Here is a 20,439-nt window from a genome sequence, read left to right on the forward strand (position 1 = left end):
CGCGACCCCAACGGGAGTGGAGCTTACCTATGTTGTCTTTTCTTAAACCCGCCCACCGCTTTGTGAAAGGGGCGGTCGCAGGGCTGTCCACGTTAGCGCTGGTCTCTTGTGTCGAAACCACCGGAAGCTCCGGTCCAAAAATTGATGCTTCCGCGCCTGTGCCCGTCGCACTTCTTGTGCCCAAAGGCTCCACCAACTCAGGTGACGCTCTTCTTGCGCAAAGCCTTGAGAACGCGGCCAAACTGGCGATTGCCGATCTCGGCGGCGTAAAAATCGACCTGCGCGTCTATGCAACAGCGGGAAATCCGAACACAGCTCAAGCTGCTGCAGTTCAGGCCGTAGACGAAGGTGCAAAAATCATTCTTGGCCCGGTCTTTGGCGAAGCTGCCAACGCGGCCGCCAAAGCCGTGGCATCCCGCAACGTGAATGTGCTGTCGTTTTCCAACAACACCACAATTGCCGGCGGCAACCTGTTTGTGCTTGGGCCAACATTTGACAACACCGCTGACCGTTTGGTCGCCTTTGCCAAGGGACAAGGCAAAGGCAACATCATGACAGTGCACGCCAACAACTCGGCTGGCCTTCTGGGCAACACCGCCATCGCCAACGCCATCACCCGCAAAGGCGCCAACAACGCCGGTGCCGTGGGCTATGAGTTTTCCCAGGAGGGTGTGATTGCCGCTGTCAGCCAAATCAAGCTAAACGCGCAGCAAAATGGCGCTGACACGCTGTTCCTGACAGCCAACACCTCCGGCGCTCTGCCACTTCTGACGCAGCTCTTGCCAGAAGCGGGGCTGAGCCCGGCAACCACCCAATACATGGGCCTGACCCGTTGGGACATCCCAGCACAAACTCTGGAACTGCCTGGTGTGCAGGGTGGCTGGTACACGATGCCTGACCCCACCCTGACCAACCAGTTTCAGACCCGCTATGCGCAAACTTACGGCGGCCTGCCTCATTCTATTGGCGGCCTGGCGTATGATGGCATTGCGGCAATCGGTGCTCTGGTCAAACAAGGCAAATCTGATGCATTGACCACAGGTGCGTTGACACAAGGCGCAGGTTTTCAGGGTGTGAACGGCATTTTCCGCCTGCGCACAGACGGTACAAACGAACGCGGGCTGGCCGTGGCCACAATCCGCGACAAGAAGGTGGTTATCATTGACCCTGCCCCAACCCGATTTGGAGGCGCTGGCAGCTAAAGCTGGCGATATCTTCCCAGCCCCGCCCCGCGCGGGGTTGATCTGCTCTGCTGACAAAATCTTCAATTGCGCGGAAATCACCGCCGAGCTTGCTGAAATCCTCAAAAAGGACGGCAAGGAAAGCGAGCTGCGCAAAGAAGTAGTTGCACTGCTTATGGCCCGTCGCAAAGCCGCGATGGCGCAGATCGCAGCCTCTTTCCGTGAGAAGCCCCGCGCTGCCCGCGCGATGACGCGGTCTTACACATGGCTGACCGATTGCCTTGTCAGCTGCGCCTTCCATGTTGCCACCGTCAGGTTCTATCCTTTGGCCACGCCCACCGAAGCAGAGCGCATCGCGCTCTTTGCAGTGGGCGGCTATGGCCGTGGTGAAATGGCGCCTCAGTCAGATGTCGACCTGCTGTTTCTGACGCCGTACAAGATCACCCCTTGGGCAGAGAGCGTGATTGAATCCATGCTTTATCTGCTTTGGGATTTACGCCTGAAAGTTGGTCACAGCTCTCGCACGGTGAAAGACTGCCTGCGCTTGGGCCGCGAAGACTTCACCATTCGCACTGCGTTGCTGGAAAATCGCTTTCTACGTGGACATGAACCGTTAGACGAGGAACTCACCTCCCGTCTTGAGGACGAACTGTTCAAAGGCACCGAGCAGGAGTTCATCGAAGCCAAGCTCAACGAGCGGGACGAGCGCCACAAAAAGCAGGGGCAACGCTATGTTGTGGAGCCCAACGTGAAAGAAGGCAAAGGCGGCCTGCGCGACCTGCAATCCCTCTTCTGGATCGCCAAATATGTCTACCACGTCTCAGAAGTCTCTGAACTTGTTGAAAAAGAGGTCTTGGCTCAGGACGAATTGGAACGCTTCATTGAGGCCGAAAACTTCCTCTGGGCGGTGCGTGGCCATCTGCATCTGACCGCCGGTCGCCCTATGGAGCAGCTGACTTTTGATGTGCAGGTCGAGATTGCCGATCAGATGGGCTATACCGACAAAGGCGGCCGTCGTGGCGTCGAACACTTCATGCAGGAGTTCTTCCGTCAGGCCACGGCCGTTGGGGATCTGACCCGCATTCTGTTGACCAAACTCGAAGCCAACCACGCCAAAGCAGAACCGATACTAGAACGCATCTTCCGCCGCCGTCCCCGGATGAAGCCTGGCTACAAAGTGGTGCACAACCGCTTGGACGTGGCAAATGAACAGGTCTTCCTCTCCGATCCGCTGAATCTATTACGTCTGTTTGAAGAGGCACTGCGCACCGGCATGTTGATCCACCCGGACGCCATGCGTCTGGTCACCGCCAACCTGGATTTGATTGACGACGATTTCCGCGCCAACAAAGAAGCCCGTCGCCTCTTCCTCGATCTGCTTCTGAAGCACGGCAACCCGGAACGCGCCCTGCGCCGGATGAACGAACTGGGCGTGCTTTCGGCTTTCATCCCGGAGTTTGAACCCATTGTGGCGATGATGCAGTTCAACATGTATCACTCCTACACGGTGGACGAGCACACCATTCAGGTGATCTCCAACTTCATGGACATCGAGCGCAAGGATCTTGAGGACGAGCTGCCGCTCAGCTCCGAAATCATGACCTCCAGCGGCATCAACCGCAAAGTGCTCATGGTCGCGATGTTGCTTCATGACATTGGCAAGGGTCGCGACATCGACCACTCGATTTTGGGCGCCCGCATTGCGCGCAAAGTGGCGCCAAACCTGGGTTTGAACAAATCCGACAGCGAGACTGTGGAATGGCTGGTGCGCTACCACTTGCTGATGTCCGACATGGCGCAAAAACGCGACATCGCTGACCCACGCACAGTACGCGACTTTGCCAAAGCGGTCAAAACCGTGGATCGCCTCAACCTGCTGACGATCCTGACGGTCTGTGACATTCGAGGCGTTGGCCCCAATACGTGGAACAACTGGAAAGCTGTGCTGATCCGTGCGCTCTACGGCCAGACAAAATTGGTGCTCGAGGATGGCATGGAATCCATCACCCGCGAAAATCGCGGGACCAAAGCCAAAAAGCTCCTGCGTGAAGAGTTGGCTGATTGGCCTGCCAAAGACCTCAAGAAAGAAACCGCCCGCCACTACAAACCATATTGGCAAGGCCTGCACATCACCGCGCACAAAGCTTTTGCTGAGCTGCTGCGTGACATTCCGGACGACGAAATCCGCATCGACCTGCACCCCGACGAAGACCGCGACGCCACCCGTGTGTGCTTTGCCATGGCTGATCACCCGGGCATTTTTTCGCGCATGTGCGGGGCGCTGGCGCTTGTGGGGGCCAACATCGTTGATGCCCGCACTTTCACCTCCAAAGACGGCTACGCCACCGCTGCCTTCTGGATACAAGACGCCGAAGATGCGCCTTATGAGGCTTCCCGCCTGCCGCGCCTGCGCAAAATGATCGAACGCACGCTGGCCGGAGAGGTGGTCACCACCGAGGCGATCAAGTCCCGCGACGTGATCAAAAAACGGGAACGAGCGTTCAAAGTCCCAACCACCATCCTGTTTGATAACGAAGGCTCCGAAATCTACACAATCATCGAGGTCGACACCCGCGACCGCCCTGGGCTGCTGTTTGATCTCACCCGCGCCTTGGCCAACAGTAATGTCTACATCGCGTCCGCCGTGATCGCGACCTTTGGCGAACAGGTGGTGGACACCTTCTACGTCAAAGACATGTTTGGCCTGAAATTCCACGCCGAAGGCAAACAAAAAACGCTGGAGAAAAGGCTGCGCGAAGCCATTCTGCAAGGCGCCGAAAGGGCCAAGGCATGAAGCCAATCCGCCTGATGCGCGGCTTTCTGACCGTTGGTTTCTGGACCCTCCTGAGCCGCGTTCTCGGCTTTGTACGCGAAATCCTCTTGCTGAGCTTCATTGGCCCCGGTCCCTTGCTGGACGCCTTTGTGGCCGCTTTCCGTCTGCCCAACATGTTCCGCCGTTTTTTTGCAGAAGGCGCGTTTAACGCCGCTTTTGTGCCGATGTTTTCCAAGAAACTTGAAGGCGAAGAAAACGCAGAACATTTTGCCAGCGAGGCGCTCAGCCTCCTGTTTGCCGCCGTGATGACCCTCACCGCGCTGGGTATGATCTTCATGCCCGCATTGGTCTGGCTCACCGCTGAAGGCTTTGCTGGCGACGCGCGCTTTGACTTGACTGTTGGCTATGGCCGCATTGTCTTCCCCTACATCTTCTTCATGTCTTTGGGGGCTCTGTTTTCCGGCGTACTCAACGCAACCGGTCGCTTTGCCGCCGCAGCTGCCGCGCCGGTGCTGCTCAACATCCTGATTATTCCCGCGCTGATATTTGGCCACCTGTCGGGCGGCGAAGTCATCACTTGGCTGATCTGGACCATTCCTGTCGCCGGGGTCGCACAGTTGGGCCTGGTTTGGATAGCCACCCGTCGCGCGGGATTACGTATCTCCCTTCGCATACCAAAGTGGACCCCCGACATGGCGCGCATGGTGCGCGTTGCCGTGCCCGCCGCGCTGGCCTCTGGTGTCATGCAAATCAACCTGGTGGTGGGCCAAATCGTAGCCTCCAACACCGAAGGTGCGGTGAGCTGGCTCTATGCCGCTGATCGCCTGTACCAATTGCCGCTGGGTGTGATCGGCATTGCCATCGGCATCGTCTTGCTACCCGACCTCTCGCGCCGTTTAAAAGCAGACGATCAAGGCGGGGCTCAGAACGCCTTCTCGCGCGCCAGCGAGTTTGCCATGTTTTTGACCATCCCTTGCGCCGTCGCGTTTTTGGTCATCCCTTTGCCAATTGTCTCCGTGCTCTATGAGCGCGGTGCCACCGGCTCAGACGACGTCGCCGCGATCTCGGTTGCCCTTGCGATCTATGCAATTGGGCTGCCTGCCTTTGTGCTGCAAAAACTGCTGCAACCGCTCTATTTTGCCCGCGAAGACACAAAACGCCCGTTCCGTTTTGCGGTCTGGGCCATGGTTGTGAACGCCGCGCTCGCCTTTGGATTGGCGCCTTATGTCCAATGGATGGCCCCGGCCATTGCCGCCACCGTTGCGGCTTGGATTATGGTGGCTCAGCTTGGCTTTGGCGCGCGTGGCTACGGCACGGTTGCCAAGTTTGACACCCGGCTGCGCAAGCGCCTTTGGCGCATTTGCCTCGCGTCCGCTGCCATGGGCGGCGCCCTCTGGGGCACATGGGTCATTCTGGTCCCGTGGTTCAGCCTGCCCGGCTGGCGGTATGTGGCTTTGCTGATCTTGCTGGCCCTCGGTACGGTGGTCTATTTTGGCGTCGGCCGTCTGATCGGTGCCTATACGCCGGGTGCGTTAAAAGCCGCTGCCCGCCGTGGTTGAGCAGACACAAACCGACAAATAGACTCAGAAACAAGTTGCCCATTCCCCCATAAGTGCCATTAACCTATGGCATTCTTAAATCTCGGGAGTGAGACATGAATAATTGGATCGTAATGATGATCATCGGCATCTTGGCCGTGGTCTTGGGTGTTTTGGCTTTGGCCAACCCTTTCGCAGCCTCCATGACTGCAACCGTGTTTGCGGGCTGGAGCTTTCTTTTCCTGGGCGCCATTCAGGCTTTCGCGTCCTTTAGCGCGCCATCCACAGGCGCCAAAATTGCAGGGGTTATCCTTGGCCTTCTGGCCATGGTGATTGGCGTGCACATCATCGCACAACCGCTTCAGGGCCTGCTGTCCCTCACCTTCGCTGCAGGTATCCTGTTTCTGGTATCCGGCGTGTTCAAAGGCGTATTTGGCTTCTCAAACTTCGAAGGCAGCGCGCGTTGGGCGTTGTTGCTTTCCGGTCTGATCTCCGTGATCTTGGGCCTGATGGTGCTCAACAACTTCCCACAATCCGCCGCAGTTTTGCTGGGTGTTTTGCTGGCCATCGAGCTTCTCTCCAACGGCATCAGCGCCATCGCACTGGCCTTCGCCGTGCGTAATCTGAACAACGCTGAAACAGACCAAGAGGAAGCGGCCTAATCAGGCCATTTCTACTGGCGGCGGATCTTTTCGCGGATCCGCTGCCACCCACCAGGGATCAGCGCAAAGGACATCACAAATCCTGCGCCAAAGCCGACCACATCGGCGACCCAATCCGGATTGCCCCCAAAAATCAGGTTAAAGCCCAACTGAATGGCCACCAGCATGCCAATCAATGAAAACGCACGCGCCTGTGGTTCGCCCACTTCCCCCAGACTGGTCCACAAAAGAAACGTAAACGCCCCAATCAGGCCATAGACACCGGGGTAGCTGCCCAAAAGCGGCGTGGACACATCCAGGATCAGCGCATAACCCAGCGCCCCCGCAACGCCGGACACCACAAAAATCGCCAATGTGGCCCATCCGGAGAACACCTCTCCCACCATCTTGCCCATCGCCAAGAGCAACACGCCGCCAAACAGCGCGTGGGTGAAATTGTAGTGCACAAACAAGTAGCTCACAAAACGGATCATATGCTCCAACGGATACTGTCCGTTGATCACCATCCAATCAAAGATGTCCGCTGAAAACGCATAGCGCTGGATCGCATCCAACCGCCACCCCACCGCCGTGGGACCACCCACAATCCCTTTGGAGCCAAGCCAAAGCGCCGCCTCAACCCCGACCAATAGCAAAAACAACGCCGTCACCACCGGGGGAAGCGGGTTCACGGGGCTTTGATCATCTGGGTGCGACATGCCTGTACTCCTTACCCGTCCTGCTTGACGGTGTTTGGCCTCGGAGATAAGCCAAGCAGGCTAACAAATCCAGATGGAGTATTTCCAATGAACGAGGCGGTCCAAACGTCCTCCACCTTTACCCCACGCGTCTTTTCCGGGATTCAACCCTCGGGCGGTCTGACGCTGGGCAATTACCTCGGCGCAATGAAGCGCTTTGTCGACATGCAAGAGGCCGGTACCCATGAGACCGTATTCTGCATGGTTGACCTGCACGCCATCACAGTCTGGCAAGACCCTGTCAAACTGCAACGCGCCACCCGAGAACTCTGCGCCGGCTTTATTGCTGCGGGCATCGATCCGAAAAAATCGATCCTGTTCAACCAATCCGCAGCGCCGGAGCACGCGCAACTGGCTTGGATCTTCAACTGCGTCGCCCGCATGGGCTGGATGCAGCGCATGACCCAATGGAAAGACAAAGCTGGTAAAAACTCGCAAAACGCCTCGCTGGGCCTGTTTGCCTACCCGGCGCTCATGGCGGCGGATATTCTGATCTACCACGCCACCCACGTGCCTGTGGGCGAGGACCAGAAACAGCACCTTGAGCTGACCCGCGATGTGGCGACCAAGTTCAACCACGATTACGGCGTTGACTTCTTCCCCATCACCGAACCGGTGATCGAAGGCGCGGCCACCCGTGTGATGTCCTTCCGCGATGGCACCAAGAAGATGTCCAAGTCTGATCCATCTGATGCCTCCCGCATCAACATGACCGACAACGCGGACACCATTGCCAAGAAGATCCGCAAGGCCAAAACCGACCCGGAAGCCCTGCCATCAGAAGCCAAAGGTCTGGAAGAGCGCCCAGAGGCCCGCAACCTGGTCAACATCTACGCAGGTCTGTCTGGCCTGACCGTGGATCAGGTACTGGCGGACGTGGGCGGCAAGCAGTTCTCCGAGTTCAAGCCAATGCTGTCTGACCTCGCGGTTTCCAAACTGTCTCCGATCAGCACGGAAATGGCCCGCCTGATGGAGCACCAGGACGAGATCGACAAAATCCTCGCCCACGGCGCAGGTCAGGCCCGCGAGATCGCTGCACCGATCTTGAAAAGGACCTACGAAATTGTTGGCATGGTCGGCGCCTAAGCCTTCCATATCCCTGCAAACAATCAGCCCCGCCACTGGCGGGGCTTTTTTTTTGTTAGCTCCTTGGGATTCTCCCAAGCGACCGCTCTAAAAATAGCGCCTCCTGATCCCCAAACGTACCCATGACCGGATTGCCAAACCCAACCTTTTCGGCAACCCGCACAGAGGCCGCATGCGCCGGATCAAAAATCGCACAGGCCATCGGAAACTCCTTGGCCAATACTTCATCCGCCCAGGTCAAAACCGCGCTCACAGCCTCTGTCGCCAACCCCTGCCCCTGCGCGGACGTCTTCAGCGCCCAGCCCGCTTCCGGCTTCCCGTGCACACTCGGCTTTGAATTGCGGTGATAATCCGCCACCCCGGCTTCGCCCACAAACGCGCCATCAACTTTGCTTTCGAGCACCCAATAGCCATAGCCCAGCGCCTGCCAATGCCCGATGTAGCGCAACACCCGCGACCACGATTCCGCTGCTGTTGAGGGCACACCAGAGATATGCGCCACAACTTTAGGATCCGCCCACATCGCCGCACTGTCTTCAAAATCCGCTAAAGTATGCCCTCGCAGGACCAAGCGCTCCGTTTCCAGAACCGGTACCAAACTGCTTGTTTTCATCTACCTGCCTTTTCTTCCTGGGGTCCGTTTCATCAGGTCGGTGCACTCTAAATCCAAGCGGGATCAGGCAGCAACTCCGAAGCAACACAAGTGTGAGACAAGAGCGAACCAAATCAGAGGCCCGAGGCGCAACGCGCCAACAGAACGTCACCAACGGAACCAACCGCTTGAGAAGTATACGTACTTAGGGTTAGCCTGAGCGCGTGCAACGTGTTGCAGGTTTTCCTGTGCTCGGCTTCGGAAGGTGACCACATTTATGCCTGGAAAATCCACAAACCTCCTGCTGATCTCCGCCCTGTTCATTAGCGCGATGATCGCGTTTTGGGGGATCATCGATCCCAAAGGGCTAGGCGATCTTGCAGCTTCAGCGGTGCACTTACAATTTGGCAGCCGTGGCTGGTTCATCATGTTGGAGGCAAGCGGGCTGTTGTTTGTCGCAATTTTCCTCGCGTTTTCCCGCTTCGGCAGTATTCGTCTTGGCCCCAATGATGCCGAGCCAGAGTTTTCTACACCTGCCTGGATCGCGATGCTGTTTGCTGCGGGCATGGGCATCGGATTGCTGTTTTACGGGGCTGCCGAACCGCTGACCCACTTTGATGAATTGCGCAAGTATATCCGAGACCCGGAGGCCGCCGGCTATGCTTTGTTTGTAACCTATTTGAACTGGGGCTTTCACGCTTGGGCAATCTATGGCGTGGTCGGGCTGATTATGGCCTATTTTGCCTATCGCCGTCACCGCCCCCTGTTGCTCAGCGCACCGCTATCCGACGCCTTGGGTGACGCGGCTTGGATCCGTGTGATGGCCTGGCTATTTGACTTAATGGCCATTGTCGCCATTGCGGTGGGCCTGTCTGGCTCCTTGGCCATGGGAGTGTTTCAAATTCAAACCGGCGTTGCAGGCTTGCTTGGTATCAACGATGCCAACACGCTGACGTTTCCAGTGTTCATCGCAATGTGTGTGGCATTTGTTATTCCGCTTCGGCGTGATCTGGGCGACGGCATGGCCAAGCTGTCAAACGCTGCAATGCTCATTGCGGTTGGTCTCCTGGTGTATTTGCTGATTGCCGGACCAACGTCCTACCTTATGAACGGTATTGTCTCCGGCTTTGGAAGATATCTGTTCAATGTACTGCCCGCGGGGTTTTCCACGGCGGAGTTTTTTGATGGTGATCTCGTCAATTGGTTTCAGGGCTGGACGCTTAACTACATGATCTGGTGGTTGGCCTGGTCGCCTTTTGTCGGAATTTTTATTGCCCGGATATCCCGTGGCCGGACCATCCGTGAGTTTCTGATCGGCGTGATTGTTGCCCCAACCCTGTTTTCTGTTCTTTGGTTCGGTATCTTTGGCGGCCTTGGGTTCTTTGACGCTCTGCGCAGCGAAGGCGTGCTGTCTGCCATCAACCGCGAAAATCTGGATGCCACCACGTTTGCACTTCTGGACAAGTTCCCGGTCAGTCGGATCACTCACGTTGCCACAATCACCGCCGCCTTTTTGTTTGTTGTGACCAGCGTTGTAAGCGCGGGATTCACTTTGGCGATGATAGGTACCGGAGGTGACGAAAACCCCTCCCCTAGAATCCGCACGGTCTGGGGCGCGATTTTGGCAGCGCTCGGGTTGGCAATGGTACTTGTTGGGGACATCGCATTGGTGCGCTCAATCATTGCCCTGTCCGCAATCGCCTTTGTCTTTATCGTCCCTGTACTTGTTATCTGTCTGTTTCGTACTTTGCGGCGGGAGGAAGGCTCATGAGCGGCTCATTTGTCGACACGATGCTCAATGTCTCGGTTTTTGCCTATATCGGTTTTTTGATTTGGCTCAGCCTGCGGCCTGACCCTTAAGGTCTGGGCCACGGGTCTTCCCTGGATACGTGCGTAAAAGCCTGTCTCGGGCACCTCAAAAGCCCTGCAACCTGCGCAAAACCGCACATAATCCGCGCCTAATCGCGAGTTTTCAGCCTCTTGGAGCCCGACTATTTTGGTCTCAATCAAAGGAGATCTGTTATGACCGCGCCCTACACCCCATCCGCCCGCATTGGCCACGTCCATTTGAAAGTGGCAGACCTCGACCGCGCCATTGGGTTTTATTCCGACGTTTTGGGCTTTGAGGTGCAAACCCGCCTCGGCAACGACGCCGCCTTTTTGGGATCAGATGGCTACCATCACCACATCGGCCTCAACACTTGGCGTAGCAAGGGCAGCGGCCCCGCACCGGATCACCACACAGGTTTGTTCCATACCGCCATCCTGTACCCATCCCGCGCAGACCTTGCCACCGCAGTGCAGCGCGTCATCGACGCAGGGTATCCCGTTTTGGGCGCGTCAGACCACGGCGTCTCCGAAGCCATCTACTTCAACGATCCCGACGGCAACGGGGTCGAACTCTACCGCGACCGCCACACTGCCGAATGGCCCCGCCACGACGATGGCAGCCTGCAGATGTACAGTCGCCCTCTAAGGATGGAAGATTTGCTCGCGGAGGCCGCCTGACACCCGCCGTTGTCACAAAACTGCAAAGGGCTTGTCACGAATCTGATTCCGCGACCTCCTATCTTGGACATCACCAATGATCCAAGCCTCAGGAGCCAGGCATGTCCCACGACGATCTTTCCTTTGACGAAATTGACGAGCTGATTTCGCCACGCGCAGAAGAAACTGATTTTGACCAAGTTGTTGAAACCGCCTTGTCGCGTCGCGGCTTCTTAGGCGGTGTGATGACCTTTGGTCTTGGGTCGTTCTTGGTCGGCACCACCGCGCTTACACGCGACGCTGTGGCTGCCGGAGATCGGTTTGGCTTCAGCCAGGTTGCCGCCAACTCCGAGGACACCATCACCGTGCCCGAAGGCTTTGAGTGGGACCAGGTTGTCACTTGGGGGGACCCTCTGTTTTCCGACGCCCCCGCTTTTGATCAAGCCACCCGCGGTACCGCTGCCTCTCAGGCACGCGCCTTCGGCGACAACAACGACGGCATGTCGATCTTCACCAAAGACGGCCGCACCGTCATGGCGATCAACAACGAATACACCAACCGCAAATTACTTTGGGGCAACAACCCAGATGGCAAATGGGTCTCTGATGACGATGTACAAAAAGGCATGAACGCCCACGGCATCTCTGTCTTTGAAGTGACCCGTGACACATACGGCAACTGGCAGGTTGTGGTCGACAGCGACCTGAACCGCCGCATCACACCGCAGACCGACATGGACCTGACCGGCCCCGCCGCTGGCCATGACCTTTTGAAAACCGACGCAGACCCAACCGGTATGACCACCAAAGGCACCTGGAACAACTGCGGCAACGGCGAGACCCCTTGGGGCACCTATTTAACCTGCGAAGAGAATTTCAACGGCTACTTCTCCGCCGAAGATGAAGCGCATGAAGTCTCTGCAGAGCTGAAACGCTACGGCGTCTCCTCCAAAGACTGGGGCTACGGCTGGGCCAAGGTGGACCCGCGCTTTGACGTCTCTAAAAACCCAAATGAACCCAACCGCGCAGGCTATGTGGTCGAGATCGACCCATTTGACCCAACCTCCACGCCTAAGAAACGCACAGCTCTGGGCCGCTTCAAACATGAAAACGCGGCTGTTGTACTGGCGCCAAACGGCAAAGCGGTTGTCTACCTTGGCGACGATGAACGCGGCGAATTCCTCTACAAATTTGTCTCCCATGGCACCTACTCCGCCACCGGCGACAACAGCGATCTATTGGAAAATGGCGACCTGTTTGTCGCCAAGTTCTTTGATGACATGCGCGGCGAATGGCTGGCCCTGACGCCCGACACCACCGGCATGTCCGACGCAGAGATCCGCATCCACACCCGTCAGGCTGCGTCCCACGTTGGCGCAACCACGATGGACCGCCCAGAATGGGTGGCGGTGAACCCAACCAAGGCAGAAGCCTACGTTGCGCTCACCAACAACAAAAACCGAGGCAAAAAGCCAAATGCCGGTGGCGATGACACATCTGCAAACGGCCCCAACCCGCGTGACCACAACAACTACGGCCAAATCGCCCGCTGGATGCCGGACAACGAAGACCACAGCGCCAGCGGCTTTAGCTGGAACCTCTTCGCTCTGGCTGGAAACCCGGATGTGCATGACGATGCCTATGCAGGCAGCGAGAACATCAATGCCGGGAATATGTTCAACTCTCCGGATGGCATGGCCTTTGACGAGACCGGCCTGTTGTGGATCCAGACCGACGGCAAATATTCTAACGAAGGCGACTTTGCGGGCATGGGCAACAACCAGATGCTTGCGGGCGACACCGTAACTGGTGAAATCCGCCGCTTCCTGGTTGGTCCAAAAGAATGTGAAGTTACCGGCGTGTGCTGGTCCCCGGATCGCCGCACCATGTTTGTCGGCATTCAGCACCCGGGCGAAAAAGGCAACTCGCATTTCCCGGATGGCGGCACCTCCGTGCCTCGGTCTGGTGTTTTTGCGGTACGGCGCACAGACGGTGGCCTTATCGGATAACAACGACGCAAATTCTGACTACCAAAAGACCTTTTGACACGACAATTTTAGCACCAAATCTTTGGCCCCCGACCTTTCCCCGGTCGGGGGCATTTCTTTTCAGAGCAACTGCGCTTAGCCGCGTCCGATGTATGGCATCTTGGTCGCCATCACCGTCATGAACTGCACGTTTGCATTGAGCGGCAACTCGGCCATATGCAGCACCGATTTCGCGGCATCCTGAACATCCATAGTTGGATTGGGTGGTTTGCCGTCGGCCTGCAGGCGCGCGTTCAAATCTGCGACCATGTCGGTCTCCGCATTGCCAATATCAATCTGCCCACAGGCAATATCATAGGGCCGCCCGTCCAACGACAACGTCCGGGTCAGCCCGGTCACCGCATGTTTCGTGAGCGTGTAACATACCGATCCCTCGCGCGGCACATGCGCTGACAAAGACCCGTTGTTGATGATCCGTCCGCCTTGGGGCACTTGGCGCCGCATCTGCGCAAAAGCCAGCTTTGCCGCAATGAACATGCCGCGCACGTTCACGTCGAGCACCTGATCAAATCCCCCCAGATCGACCTCGTCGATCGGGCCCGCCGGACCAAACATACCCGCATTATTAAACAGCGCATCCAAACGCTCGGTGCGGGCCACAAACCTCGCGAAGGCGCTTTCCATTGCCGCCGCGTCCGTCACATCCGCCACCAGCGGCACCGCCGCGTCGTATTTGTTGGCCAATGCCTCCAACTTATCAGCGCTGCGCGCCAACACACCAACCCGCCAACCAGCGTTCAAAAACGCCTCAGCTGTCGCTTTGCCAATGCCTTGGCTCGCGCCGGTCACAATGATGCTCTTCACGCATTTTCCTCCTGCGCCATCAACTCCAGCGGCGCAGGCGCCACCGTCAAATCACTCACGTCCAGCGGCCCAGTCGGTTTTGCCAGCCGGTTGCGCACCACCCAATGCAGCCGCTCACTTGCCCGCGTGATCGCGACATAGGCCAAGCGCTTCCACAGCGGCTGCCCTGCTTCATTGCGATTCATCCGCGCTGCCACAAACAGGTCCGGCGCAAAAACCTGCACATTTTCCCATTGGGACCCCTGCGCCTTGTGAATGGTCACCGCCGCCCCATGCAGGAACGTCGCCCCCATGCGCGCGGCATAGGGAATAAACGGCTCTTCTTCATCCGGCATTTCGATCTTCACAATTGAGGCCGCTGACACACGCGGATCTTCCGCGCCCATCACATGCAATCGCGAAAATCCAGGCTTGCGCCCTGGCCCCAAGTAAATCACCTGCGCGCCTTTGATCAGCCCCCGCGCTTCCAGATCCAACCGCTTCTTGCGGTGCTTCATTGGCAGCTCAATCCCGTCACAGATCAGCGGCTCCCCTTCCATCAACGCATCTTCGGGCGCGCCGTGCACCTGTCGAAACGCGTTGATCAGCCGGATACGGGTTGCATTGCGCCACACCAGTACCGGCGAGCGTGCCATCAAATCAACTTCCACCCGCTGCGCCAGAACCACACGATCATCTTTCCGCGCGGCGTCTTCGATCATGCTCTCAAAGTGGTGAAATTCCAGCTGCGGATCGGCCAGCGCATGCGCCAAATCCAAAATCGGATTGTCCGCGTCCTGCCGATGAATACGCTCAAGATTGTAGACCGCAGGCGCCGGCAATTTGTCAAACACCATCGCACCCGACTGGTTCACAGGCGCCAATTGGGCCGGATCGCCAAACAGCACCAACGTGCTGAAAATCTCTTTCAAATCATCAAACTGCTTGTCATCCAGCATCGAGCTTTCGTCGATAAACCCGATGTCCAGCGGATCATCCCGCCGTTTCCAACCGGTGATAAAATCACTGCCCCGTAACCCCGCCGCCGCCATTGCGCCGGGAATAGATTTGTGCAGCTGATAAAACGCATGAGCCCGATCCAAGGCTTCGTCCGTCAACCCTTCGATCTCCGGCCGGTCACCCTTGTCTGCCAGCCACTCTGCGATCTTTTCATATTCAGGGTCATAAACCGGCGTGTAGATAATCCGGTGAATGGTGGTCGCAGGCACGCCGCGCATCCGCAAAACACTCGCCGCCTTGTTGGTGGGCGCCAAAATCGCCAGCGTGCGGTGATCTTTCTTGCGCTTGCCCTCATAGTCGCCGGAGACAATGTCCACACCCGCGCCTTCAAGCGCCTTTACCATCTCCGCCAAAAGCAACGTTTTGCCCGACCCAGCCTTGCCGGTGACGGCGGCAATCGCCTGCTTGCCTTCGATTGCAGGGGTCAACAGGCCCTCGTCCAAATCCACCCCCAGCCCTTTGAGCAAGGAGGAGATATTGTCAAAGGCCTCGGCCTGATCATGGCTGAATGTAACGGATGTGCTGCTCATGGCGCGACCCTACAGGGGGCCGCGATTGGGGGCCAGCCGGTTTGTATCGTAGCGCGACTATTGCGAATACCCCACAGGTCGCGGCTGTACGTGAGATCGCCTAAAAATTGCTATCGCTGGGAAAATTTCGCGTTAAATAAAGTTCAAGGAGTTACTTCATGTCTCAAACCGATTTCTCATCGCGCATTGACCGTATCAAAGCAAACGCCCCAGAGAGGCCGCAAGATGATACCTCCTTCATGTATAAGCCACGTAGGACCGACATCGTCGGCTTAGGCCTATACGTGAGTTGCCTGGCTCCTCTGTTGTTCGCCATTGCGAACAGGCTCGATACCATCTTCGATCTGGAAAACACAACGTCCCAAAACATCGCAGAGGTCACTCTCTCCAGCTTTTCAACCGCCGTTTTGATTTTTCTCCCGATCGCATCCATTTTCACGGTAATCGAAGCCTATGTAATTTATCGGGCATCCAAGAGGAAACTCAAACCAAGCGAGATGTCTCCAGAAAACATCGCTCGCCGTATAGACCGCAGAAAATACTCCGATCGCACCGTTGGCTTGCTCCTGGGCATCGCGTCGGTCTCATACTACGGGTTGTCACAGAGGGCCGCCGAGTTTGACACAAACATTCTACAGTACTTCGCGAAGTACTGTACCCTATTGGTTTTCTGCCAACTGTTCGCGGCGATACAAAGGCCCACAGCCATTTTGCTTCAACAACGCAGGTTGGCCTGGCGCACCCCCTTGTTCTTTACGATTGGCGCAACGTTAACGTATTCAGCCTTCCATTTTTCTATTCTCAGCTTTTCAGACATGGACAGCATAGCTCTGAGAATACAAAGCGCTTTCTAGTCTAGCAGCGCCACGGACGGCAGTAGAAAGACCAAACAAGGTCAATCCGGCAATGCCATTATAAAGTTAAGTCCCCAAACAAAAGCCCCCCGAAACCAAACGGCTCCGGGGGCTGCAGAAGAAAACAGGGGAAACCGTTTGACCAATCTCCGACGTTTTCTTCCCCGCTTAAGACGGCTGATCAGACGTAGGTTTCATGAAGCGCCTCAGCTGGTCGGAACCTCAAAATGAATACATCCGCGTTCCAACCTCAACCGCTTCCCCCGCGATCTGCACCTTCAGTTTGCCGCCCTCACGGGAGACAGTGACATAAACAGTTCCCGGCAAGCCCAGCGCTACGCCCTGATGCCCCGGATAGGTGCAGCTGCGGTCACAATCGATCAAATCGTGATGCACAAGATACGCGCCCGTTGGTCCGTTTGCATTGCCCGTAACAGGATCCTCGTCGATACCAATCGCAGGCGCAAACATACGCCCATAGGTGACCGGGTTGGCGCGCGATCCCTCCAATACGAATGGGAAAAATCCATTACATCCAATGTCGCCACTGAGGGCGGCAAGCTGCGGCATATCTGGTTTCAACCCATCAAGCACCTTGCGCTCACGCAGGGGTATGATGACTTTGGAGTGCCCGGTTGAGACAATCTGCACCGGCAGATCCATAAGATCGTCCGACATTATTCCGAGAGCTTTGACCAGACGGTTTTGCTCTATCGCCCCAAATGGGGTCATAAATTCTGGCACCCCCTGTGTCATCGACACGCGCAACGCACCGTCACCATGCAATTGGCTCAGTTCAACCGGCAGCAAGCCCGCGCCCGTTTTGGCAACCATTGGGTATTGCCCAGCGTGTCCTCGCACAGCTCGTAGAAAGTGTGTCGCTATCGTCGCGTGGCCGCAAATCGGCACTTCGCGGGTAGGCGTAAAGTATCTAACATGCACATCATGATCCCGCGCATCTGCGGGAAGAACAAACGCCGTTTCCGAGTATCCTGCAAACGCTGCGATGGCTTGCATCTGCTGGCTATCCAATCCCGCAGCATCCAGCACAACGCCCGCGCGGTTGCCGCTGTTTGGCGTTCGCGTAAATGCGTCGATGACAAAAACCTCTACAGAGCTCACGTGGCTGCCTCTCTTCTAAGAACAATTCCCAGAGATCGCAGCATGCAACTCACAGCTGAATAGAACAAGAGGCCACCCCCACCAACAAAAAGACCCCCGAAACCAAACGGCTCCGGGGGCTGAGGAGGGAAACGGGGGAAACCGTTTGACCAATCCGTACGCGTTACTTGCTTGCGTCGATCACATCTTCCAGCGTGCGCAGGCCGGTCTTTGGTGCCTGCACCAGCACCGACATGTTGCCCGGCTTGTGCTCGTTACGCAGCATTTTCATGTGTGCATCCGGCAGCTCGGCCCATGGGAACACTTCTGACATGCATGGATCAAGACGACGCTCTACCATCAACTGGTTTGCAGATGCGGCCTGCTTCAAGTGGGCAAAGTGGGACCCCTGCAAGCGTTTCTGGTGCATCCACATGTAGCGCACGTCAAAGGTACAGTTGAAGCCAGAGGTGCCGGCACAGATCACAACCATGCCGCCCTTTTTCACCACAAGCGTGGACACCGGGAAGGTCGCCTGACCGGGGTGTTCAAACACCATGTCCACGTTTACGCCTTTGCCGGTGATCTCCCAGATCGCCTTGCCAAACTTGCGCGCTTCTTTCAGCCAGTCATTGTATTCCGGCGTGTTCACAGTCGGCAATTGACCCCAGCAGTTGAAGTCATTCCGGTTGATCACGCCTTTGGCGCCCAGATTCATCACAAAATCACGCTTGCTCTCATCCGAGATCACGCCAATCGCGTTGGCACCGGCAGTGTTGATCAGCTGGATCGCATAAGAGCCCAATCCACCAGACGCGCCCCACACCAGAACGTTCTGGCCCGGCTTCAGATCATGTGGCTCGTGACCAAACAGCATCCGGTAGGCGGTTGCCAATGTCAGCGTGTAACAGGCGCTCTCTTCCCAGGTCAGGTGCTTGGGACGTGGCATCAATTGCTGCGCCTGTACGCGGGTAAACTGAGAAAACGATCCGTCAGGGGTCTCATAGCCCCAGATGCGCTGGCTGTCGGAGAACATCGGGTCGCCGCCGTTGCAGTGCTCGTCGTCGCCGTCATCCTGGTTGCAGTGGATCACAACTTCGTCGCCCACTTTCCAGCGCTTCACCTTGTCGCCAATAGCCCAAACGATGCCCGCCGCATCAGAACCGGCAATGTGGTATGGCTGCTTGTGCACGTCAAACATGGACACCGGCACGCCGAGGCCAGCCCAAACGCCGTTGTAGTTCACACCGGCGGCCATCACCAGAACCAGAACCTCATGGCTGTCGAGCGTTGGCACATCCACAACTTCTTGCAGCATCGCCTTGTCCGGCTCGCCCTGACGCTCGCGGCGGATCGCCCACGCGTACATCTGCTTGGGCACATAGCCCATCGGGGGCATTTCACCCACTTCATAAAGATCTTTTTGTGGTGCGTCGTAAGTCGCAAGGCCGTTTTCGGTATCCAGAGCCATTTTCGCCTCCTGATTGGTCGTTTCGCCGCGATGCAGAATCGCGTTCCTGCCACCGTGATATTGATGGAGGGGTAACATTGCAACCTTCTTGGGTCCAATTTTGTAATTTAATAACCCAGCAGGCGCAGCATGAATTGCTGCACCTGCACACTCACGCCACCAAATGCCTTATGGAGTTGGCGTAAAACCGCAAAATCTCAGCTTGATCTGCGTTGACCCCAAAGGCTCCGTTGCGTTCTGTCAGCACGCGCCGGCCCACCAGTGTTTTTAACGCGCTCTCAATCGCCTCATCCGGCGCATCCCGCATAAACTGGGCCCGGCCCTCTGGCAGCGCGGCCAATCGCGCCGCAAAGGCAGCGCCCACCTCTTCTCGTGTCATCGGCCCCTGCGCAGCTTCAAAAACAACCGACATCAACGGCACCGGCAAAATCGGAACAACCGCATTGATCTGCCTCATCAGCTGCACACCCAACGGCTTGGCCAGGTCACCCTGCACATCTTTGGAAAATGCGGTCATCGAAACCGGCTCGCCAAACCGCACCGTGGCATTGCCAAACCGATGCACCTTGCCGCGCAGTCGCAACAACAACTGCTTGAAGAAAAACCCAACGATCACAGAAATGCGCGCGTGAAACCCCTTTCCACCCTGCGCCGCGGACTCCAACAGAATGCGATCTTCCAACACACGGTCGTAATTGATCGCCACCGGCACAAAGACCACATCACGCCCGTCTGGCTGATAAGCGTCAGTGATGTATTTGATCAGCCCCAGCTTCGGATCCTGCGGCGCCCCGTCTAGCGACAGACGCCCTTCTGGGAACATCGCCTGCGCCACACCCGCCTCAGTTGCCAATCGCACGTAAGCCGCCAGCACCCTGCGATAGAGATCGTTGCGCGACTTGCGCCGGATAAAATAGGCCCCCATCGCGCGGATCAACCGGCTGAGCGGCCACACCCGCGCCCATTCACCCACAGCATAAGACAGCGCAGAGCGCCGCGCCGCCAAATAGGTCACCAACACGTAATCCATGTTGCTCTTGTGATTGATCACATAAACAACCGTGCTGTCCTGCGGGATTGCGTCTAGCGCGGCCTCATCCACATGTGTCAGCCGCACGCGGAAAAATGCCCGGCTCAAAAACCGCGCAATGCGAATGGCCACGCTAAAATACATCGTCGCAGAAAACGACGGCACAATCTCCCCGGCATACCGTTTGGCCGTCTCAAAAGCGACCGCCTCGGGAATACCCTCCTCCGCTGCGTGTTCAGAAACCGCCCGCGTCACATCCGGCTGATAAATCAGCCGCTGGATCATATCGTGACGTTGCGCCAGCTTGAACGGTTCAATGGGTCGCTCCAACCGGTCGTTCACCTGCGCAACCACCCGCTCCATCCGCCGCCGGAAAAACCACCGCACCGAGGGGAACAGCAAATGACTGGCCGCTGTGATCACCGCAAACAGCAGGATCAGTACAAACAGCCAGAGAGGGAGCTCAATTGTCGACGTCATGGTAAAACTCTGACAACAGCTTGCGCCAAGGACAATAGACTTCGCACAACTCTGTCCTGATGTGCC

The 20,439-nt window shown here is 57.0% G+C and carries 16 protein-coding genes; 9 read left to right on the forward strand and 7 right to left on the reverse strand.

Features of this window, described 5'->3' with window-relative positions:
• Positions 1-29 precede the first annotated feature (29 nt).
• From QZ517_RS02080 to QZ517_RS02095, 4 genes are all read left to right on the forward strand, one after another.
• Positions 30-1,202 carry a penicillin-binding protein activator gene (locus QZ517_RS02080; protein WP_294221301.1) on the forward strand — a complete coding sequence of 391 codons (1,173 nt, stop codon included), beginning with the start codon at positions 30-32 and terminating at the stop codon, positions 1,200-1,202.
• Positions 1,183-3,975, forward strand: coding sequence for a [protein-PII] uridylyltransferase (locus tag QZ517_RS02085; protein WP_294221477.1), 2,793 nt, complete (start codon positions 1,183-1,185; stop codon positions 3,973-3,975). The genes QZ517_RS02080 and QZ517_RS02085 overlap by 20 nt, the downstream gene beginning before the upstream one ends.
• Positions 3,972-5,513, forward strand: coding sequence for a murein biosynthesis integral membrane protein MurJ (gene murJ / locus QZ517_RS02090; RefSeq protein ID WP_294221305.1), 1,542 nt, complete (start codon positions 3,972-3,974; stop codon positions 5,511-5,513). Before QZ517_RS02085 ends, murJ begins: the two co-directional genes overlap by 4 nt.
• A gap of 95 nt (positions 5,514-5,608) precedes the next feature.
• Positions 5,609-6,154 carry a DUF308 domain-containing protein gene (locus QZ517_RS02095; RefSeq protein WP_294221309.1) on the forward strand — a complete coding sequence of 182 codons (546 nt, stop codon included), beginning with the start codon at positions 5,609-5,611 and terminating at the stop codon, positions 6,152-6,154.
• 11 nt (positions 6,155-6,165) lie between these two features.
• On the opposite strand, the gene QZ517_RS02100 is transcribed toward QZ517_RS02095, so the two are convergent.
• The gene (locus QZ517_RS02100; RefSeq protein ID WP_294221314.1) at positions 6,166-6,852 is read right to left on the reverse strand and encodes a rhomboid family intramembrane serine protease; all 687 of its coding nucleotides are present in this window, start codon (positions 6,850-6,852) and stop codon (positions 6,166-6,168) included.
• Between the two features lie 87 nt (positions 6,853-6,939).
• Here QZ517_RS02100 and trpS point away from each other — a divergent pair, with 87 nt between their 5' ends.
• On the forward strand, positions 6,940-7,977 hold the full coding sequence (gene trpS, locus QZ517_RS02105; RefSeq protein WP_294221319.1) for a tryptophan--tRNA ligase: 1,038 nt from the start codon (positions 6,940-6,942) through the stop codon (positions 7,975-7,977).
• Positions 7,978-8,032: 55 nt separating this feature from the next.
• Here the strand turns inward: trpS and QZ517_RS02110 are convergent, their stop codons facing one another.
• Entirely contained in the window at positions 8,033-8,590 is a 558-nt protein-coding gene (locus QZ517_RS02110) for a GNAT family N-acetyltransferase (protein WP_294221322.1), read from the reverse strand.
• Positions 8,591-8,846: 256 nt separating this feature from the next.
• On the opposite strand from QZ517_RS02110, the gene QZ517_RS02115 reads away from it, so the two are divergent.
• From QZ517_RS02115 to QZ517_RS02125, 3 genes are all read left to right on the forward strand, one after another.
• Entirely contained in the window at positions 8,847-10,340 is a 1,494-nt protein-coding gene (locus QZ517_RS02115) for a BCCT family transporter (protein ID WP_294221325.1), read from the forward strand.
• Between the two features lie 251 nt (positions 10,341-10,591).
• On the forward strand, positions 10,592-11,077 hold the full coding sequence (locus QZ517_RS02120; RefSeq protein WP_294221328.1) for a VOC family protein: 486 nt from the start codon (positions 10,592-10,594) through the stop codon (positions 11,075-11,077).
• 101 nt (positions 11,078-11,178) lie between these two features.
• Entirely contained in the window at positions 11,179-13,065 is a 1,887-nt protein-coding gene (locus QZ517_RS02125; protein WP_294221337.1) for a PhoX family phosphatase, read from the forward strand.
• A 114-nt stretch (positions 13,066-13,179) separates the two neighbouring features.
• On the opposite strand, the gene QZ517_RS02130 is transcribed toward QZ517_RS02125, so the two are convergent.
• Both QZ517_RS02130 and QZ517_RS02135 read right to left on the reverse strand, forming a co-directional pair.
• Positions 13,180-13,908 carry an SDR family oxidoreductase gene (locus QZ517_RS02130; protein ID WP_294221342.1) on the reverse strand — a complete coding sequence of 243 codons (729 nt, stop codon included), beginning with the start codon at positions 13,906-13,908 and terminating at the stop codon, positions 13,180-13,182.
• Complete coding sequence (locus QZ517_RS02135; RefSeq protein WP_294221345.1) at positions 13,905-15,437, reverse strand: AAA family ATPase; 1,533 nt, start codon at positions 15,435-15,437, stop codon at positions 13,905-13,907. Before QZ517_RS02135 ends, QZ517_RS02130 begins: the two co-directional genes overlap by 4 nt.
• Before the next feature lie 158 nt (positions 15,438-15,595).
• On the opposite strand from QZ517_RS02135, the gene QZ517_RS02140 reads away from it, so the two are divergent.
• On the forward strand, positions 15,596-16,291 hold the full coding sequence (locus QZ517_RS02140) for a hypothetical protein (protein WP_294221347.1): 696 nt from the start codon (positions 15,596-15,598) through the stop codon (positions 16,289-16,291).
• A gap of 222 nt (positions 16,292-16,513) precedes the next feature.
• On the opposite strand, the gene QZ517_RS02145 is transcribed toward QZ517_RS02140, so the two are convergent.
• The 3 genes from QZ517_RS02145 to QZ517_RS02155 all read right to left on the reverse strand — a co-directional run bounded on the left by QZ517_RS02145 (position 16,514) and on the right by QZ517_RS02155 (position 20,373).
• On the reverse strand, positions 16,514-17,413 hold the full coding sequence (locus QZ517_RS02145; RefSeq protein ID WP_294221349.1) for a PhzF family isomerase: 900 nt from the start codon (positions 17,411-17,413) through the stop codon (positions 16,514-16,516).
• Between the two features lie 163 nt (positions 17,414-17,576).
• Entirely contained in the window at positions 17,577-18,863 is a 1,287-nt protein-coding gene (ccrA, locus tag QZ517_RS02150) for a crotonyl-CoA carboxylase/reductase (RefSeq protein ID WP_294221354.1), read from the reverse strand.
• A gap of 151 nt (positions 18,864-19,014) precedes the next feature.
• Positions 19,015-20,373 (reverse strand): 1-acyl-sn-glycerol-3-phosphate acyltransferase, encoded by a 1,359-nt coding sequence (locus QZ517_RS02155; RefSeq protein WP_294221358.1) that lies wholly within the window; start codon positions 20,371-20,373, stop codon positions 19,015-19,017.
• Positions 20,374-20,439 lie beyond the last annotated feature (66 nt).

It is taken from the genome of uncultured Shimia sp. (genome assembly GCF_913054185.1).
Lineage (GTDB): Bacteria > Pseudomonadota > Alphaproteobacteria > Rhodobacterales > Rhodobacteraceae > Shimia.

Bases quoted from the DNA above. Each gene is read 5' to 3' on its own strand.
- murJ (WP_294221305.1), top strand. From the start codon at position 3,972: ATGAAGCCAATCCGCCTGATGCGCGGCTTTCTGACCGTTGGTTTCTGG.
- ccrA (WP_294221354.1), bottom strand. From the start codon at position 18,863: ATGGCTCTGGATACCGAAAACGGCCTTGCGACTTACGACGCACCACAA.
- QZ517_RS02110 (WP_294221322.1), bottom strand. From the start codon at position 8,590: ATGAAAACAAGCAGTTTGGTACCGGTTCTGGAAACGGAGCGCTTGGTC.
- QZ517_RS02140 (WP_294221347.1), top strand. From the start codon at position 15,596: ATGTCTCAAACCGATTTCTCATCGCGCATTGACCGTATCAAAGCAAAC.
- QZ517_RS02115 (WP_294221325.1), top strand. From the start codon at position 8,847: ATGCCTGGAAAATCCACAAACCTCCTGCTGATCTCCGCCCTGTTCATT.
- trpS (WP_294221319.1), top strand. From the start codon at position 6,940: ATGAACGAGGCGGTCCAAACGTCCTCCACCTTTACCCCACGCGTCTTT.
- QZ517_RS02095 (WP_294221309.1), top strand. From the start codon at position 5,609: ATGAATAATTGGATCGTAATGATGATCATCGGCATCTTGGCCGTGGTC.
- QZ517_RS02125 (WP_294221337.1), top strand. From the start codon at position 11,179: ATGTCCCACGACGATCTTTCCTTTGACGAAATTGACGAGCTGATTTCG.
- QZ517_RS02155 (WP_294221358.1), bottom strand. From the start codon at position 20,373: ATGACGTCGACAATTGAGCTCCCTCTCTGGCTGTTTGTACTGATCCTG.
- QZ517_RS02080 (WP_294221301.1), top strand. From the start codon at position 30: ATGTTGTCTTTTCTTAAACCCGCCCACCGCTTTGTGAAAGGGGCGGTC.
- QZ517_RS02100 (WP_294221314.1), bottom strand. From the start codon at position 6,852: ATGTCGCACCCAGATGATCAAAGCCCCGTGAACCCGCTTCCCCCGGTG.
- QZ517_RS02120 (WP_294221328.1), top strand. From the start codon at position 10,592: ATGACCGCGCCCTACACCCCATCCGCCCGCATTGGCCACGTCCATTTG.
- QZ517_RS02135 (WP_294221345.1), bottom strand. From the start codon at position 15,437: ATGAGCAGCACATCCGTTACATTCAGCCATGATCAGGCCGAGGCCTTT.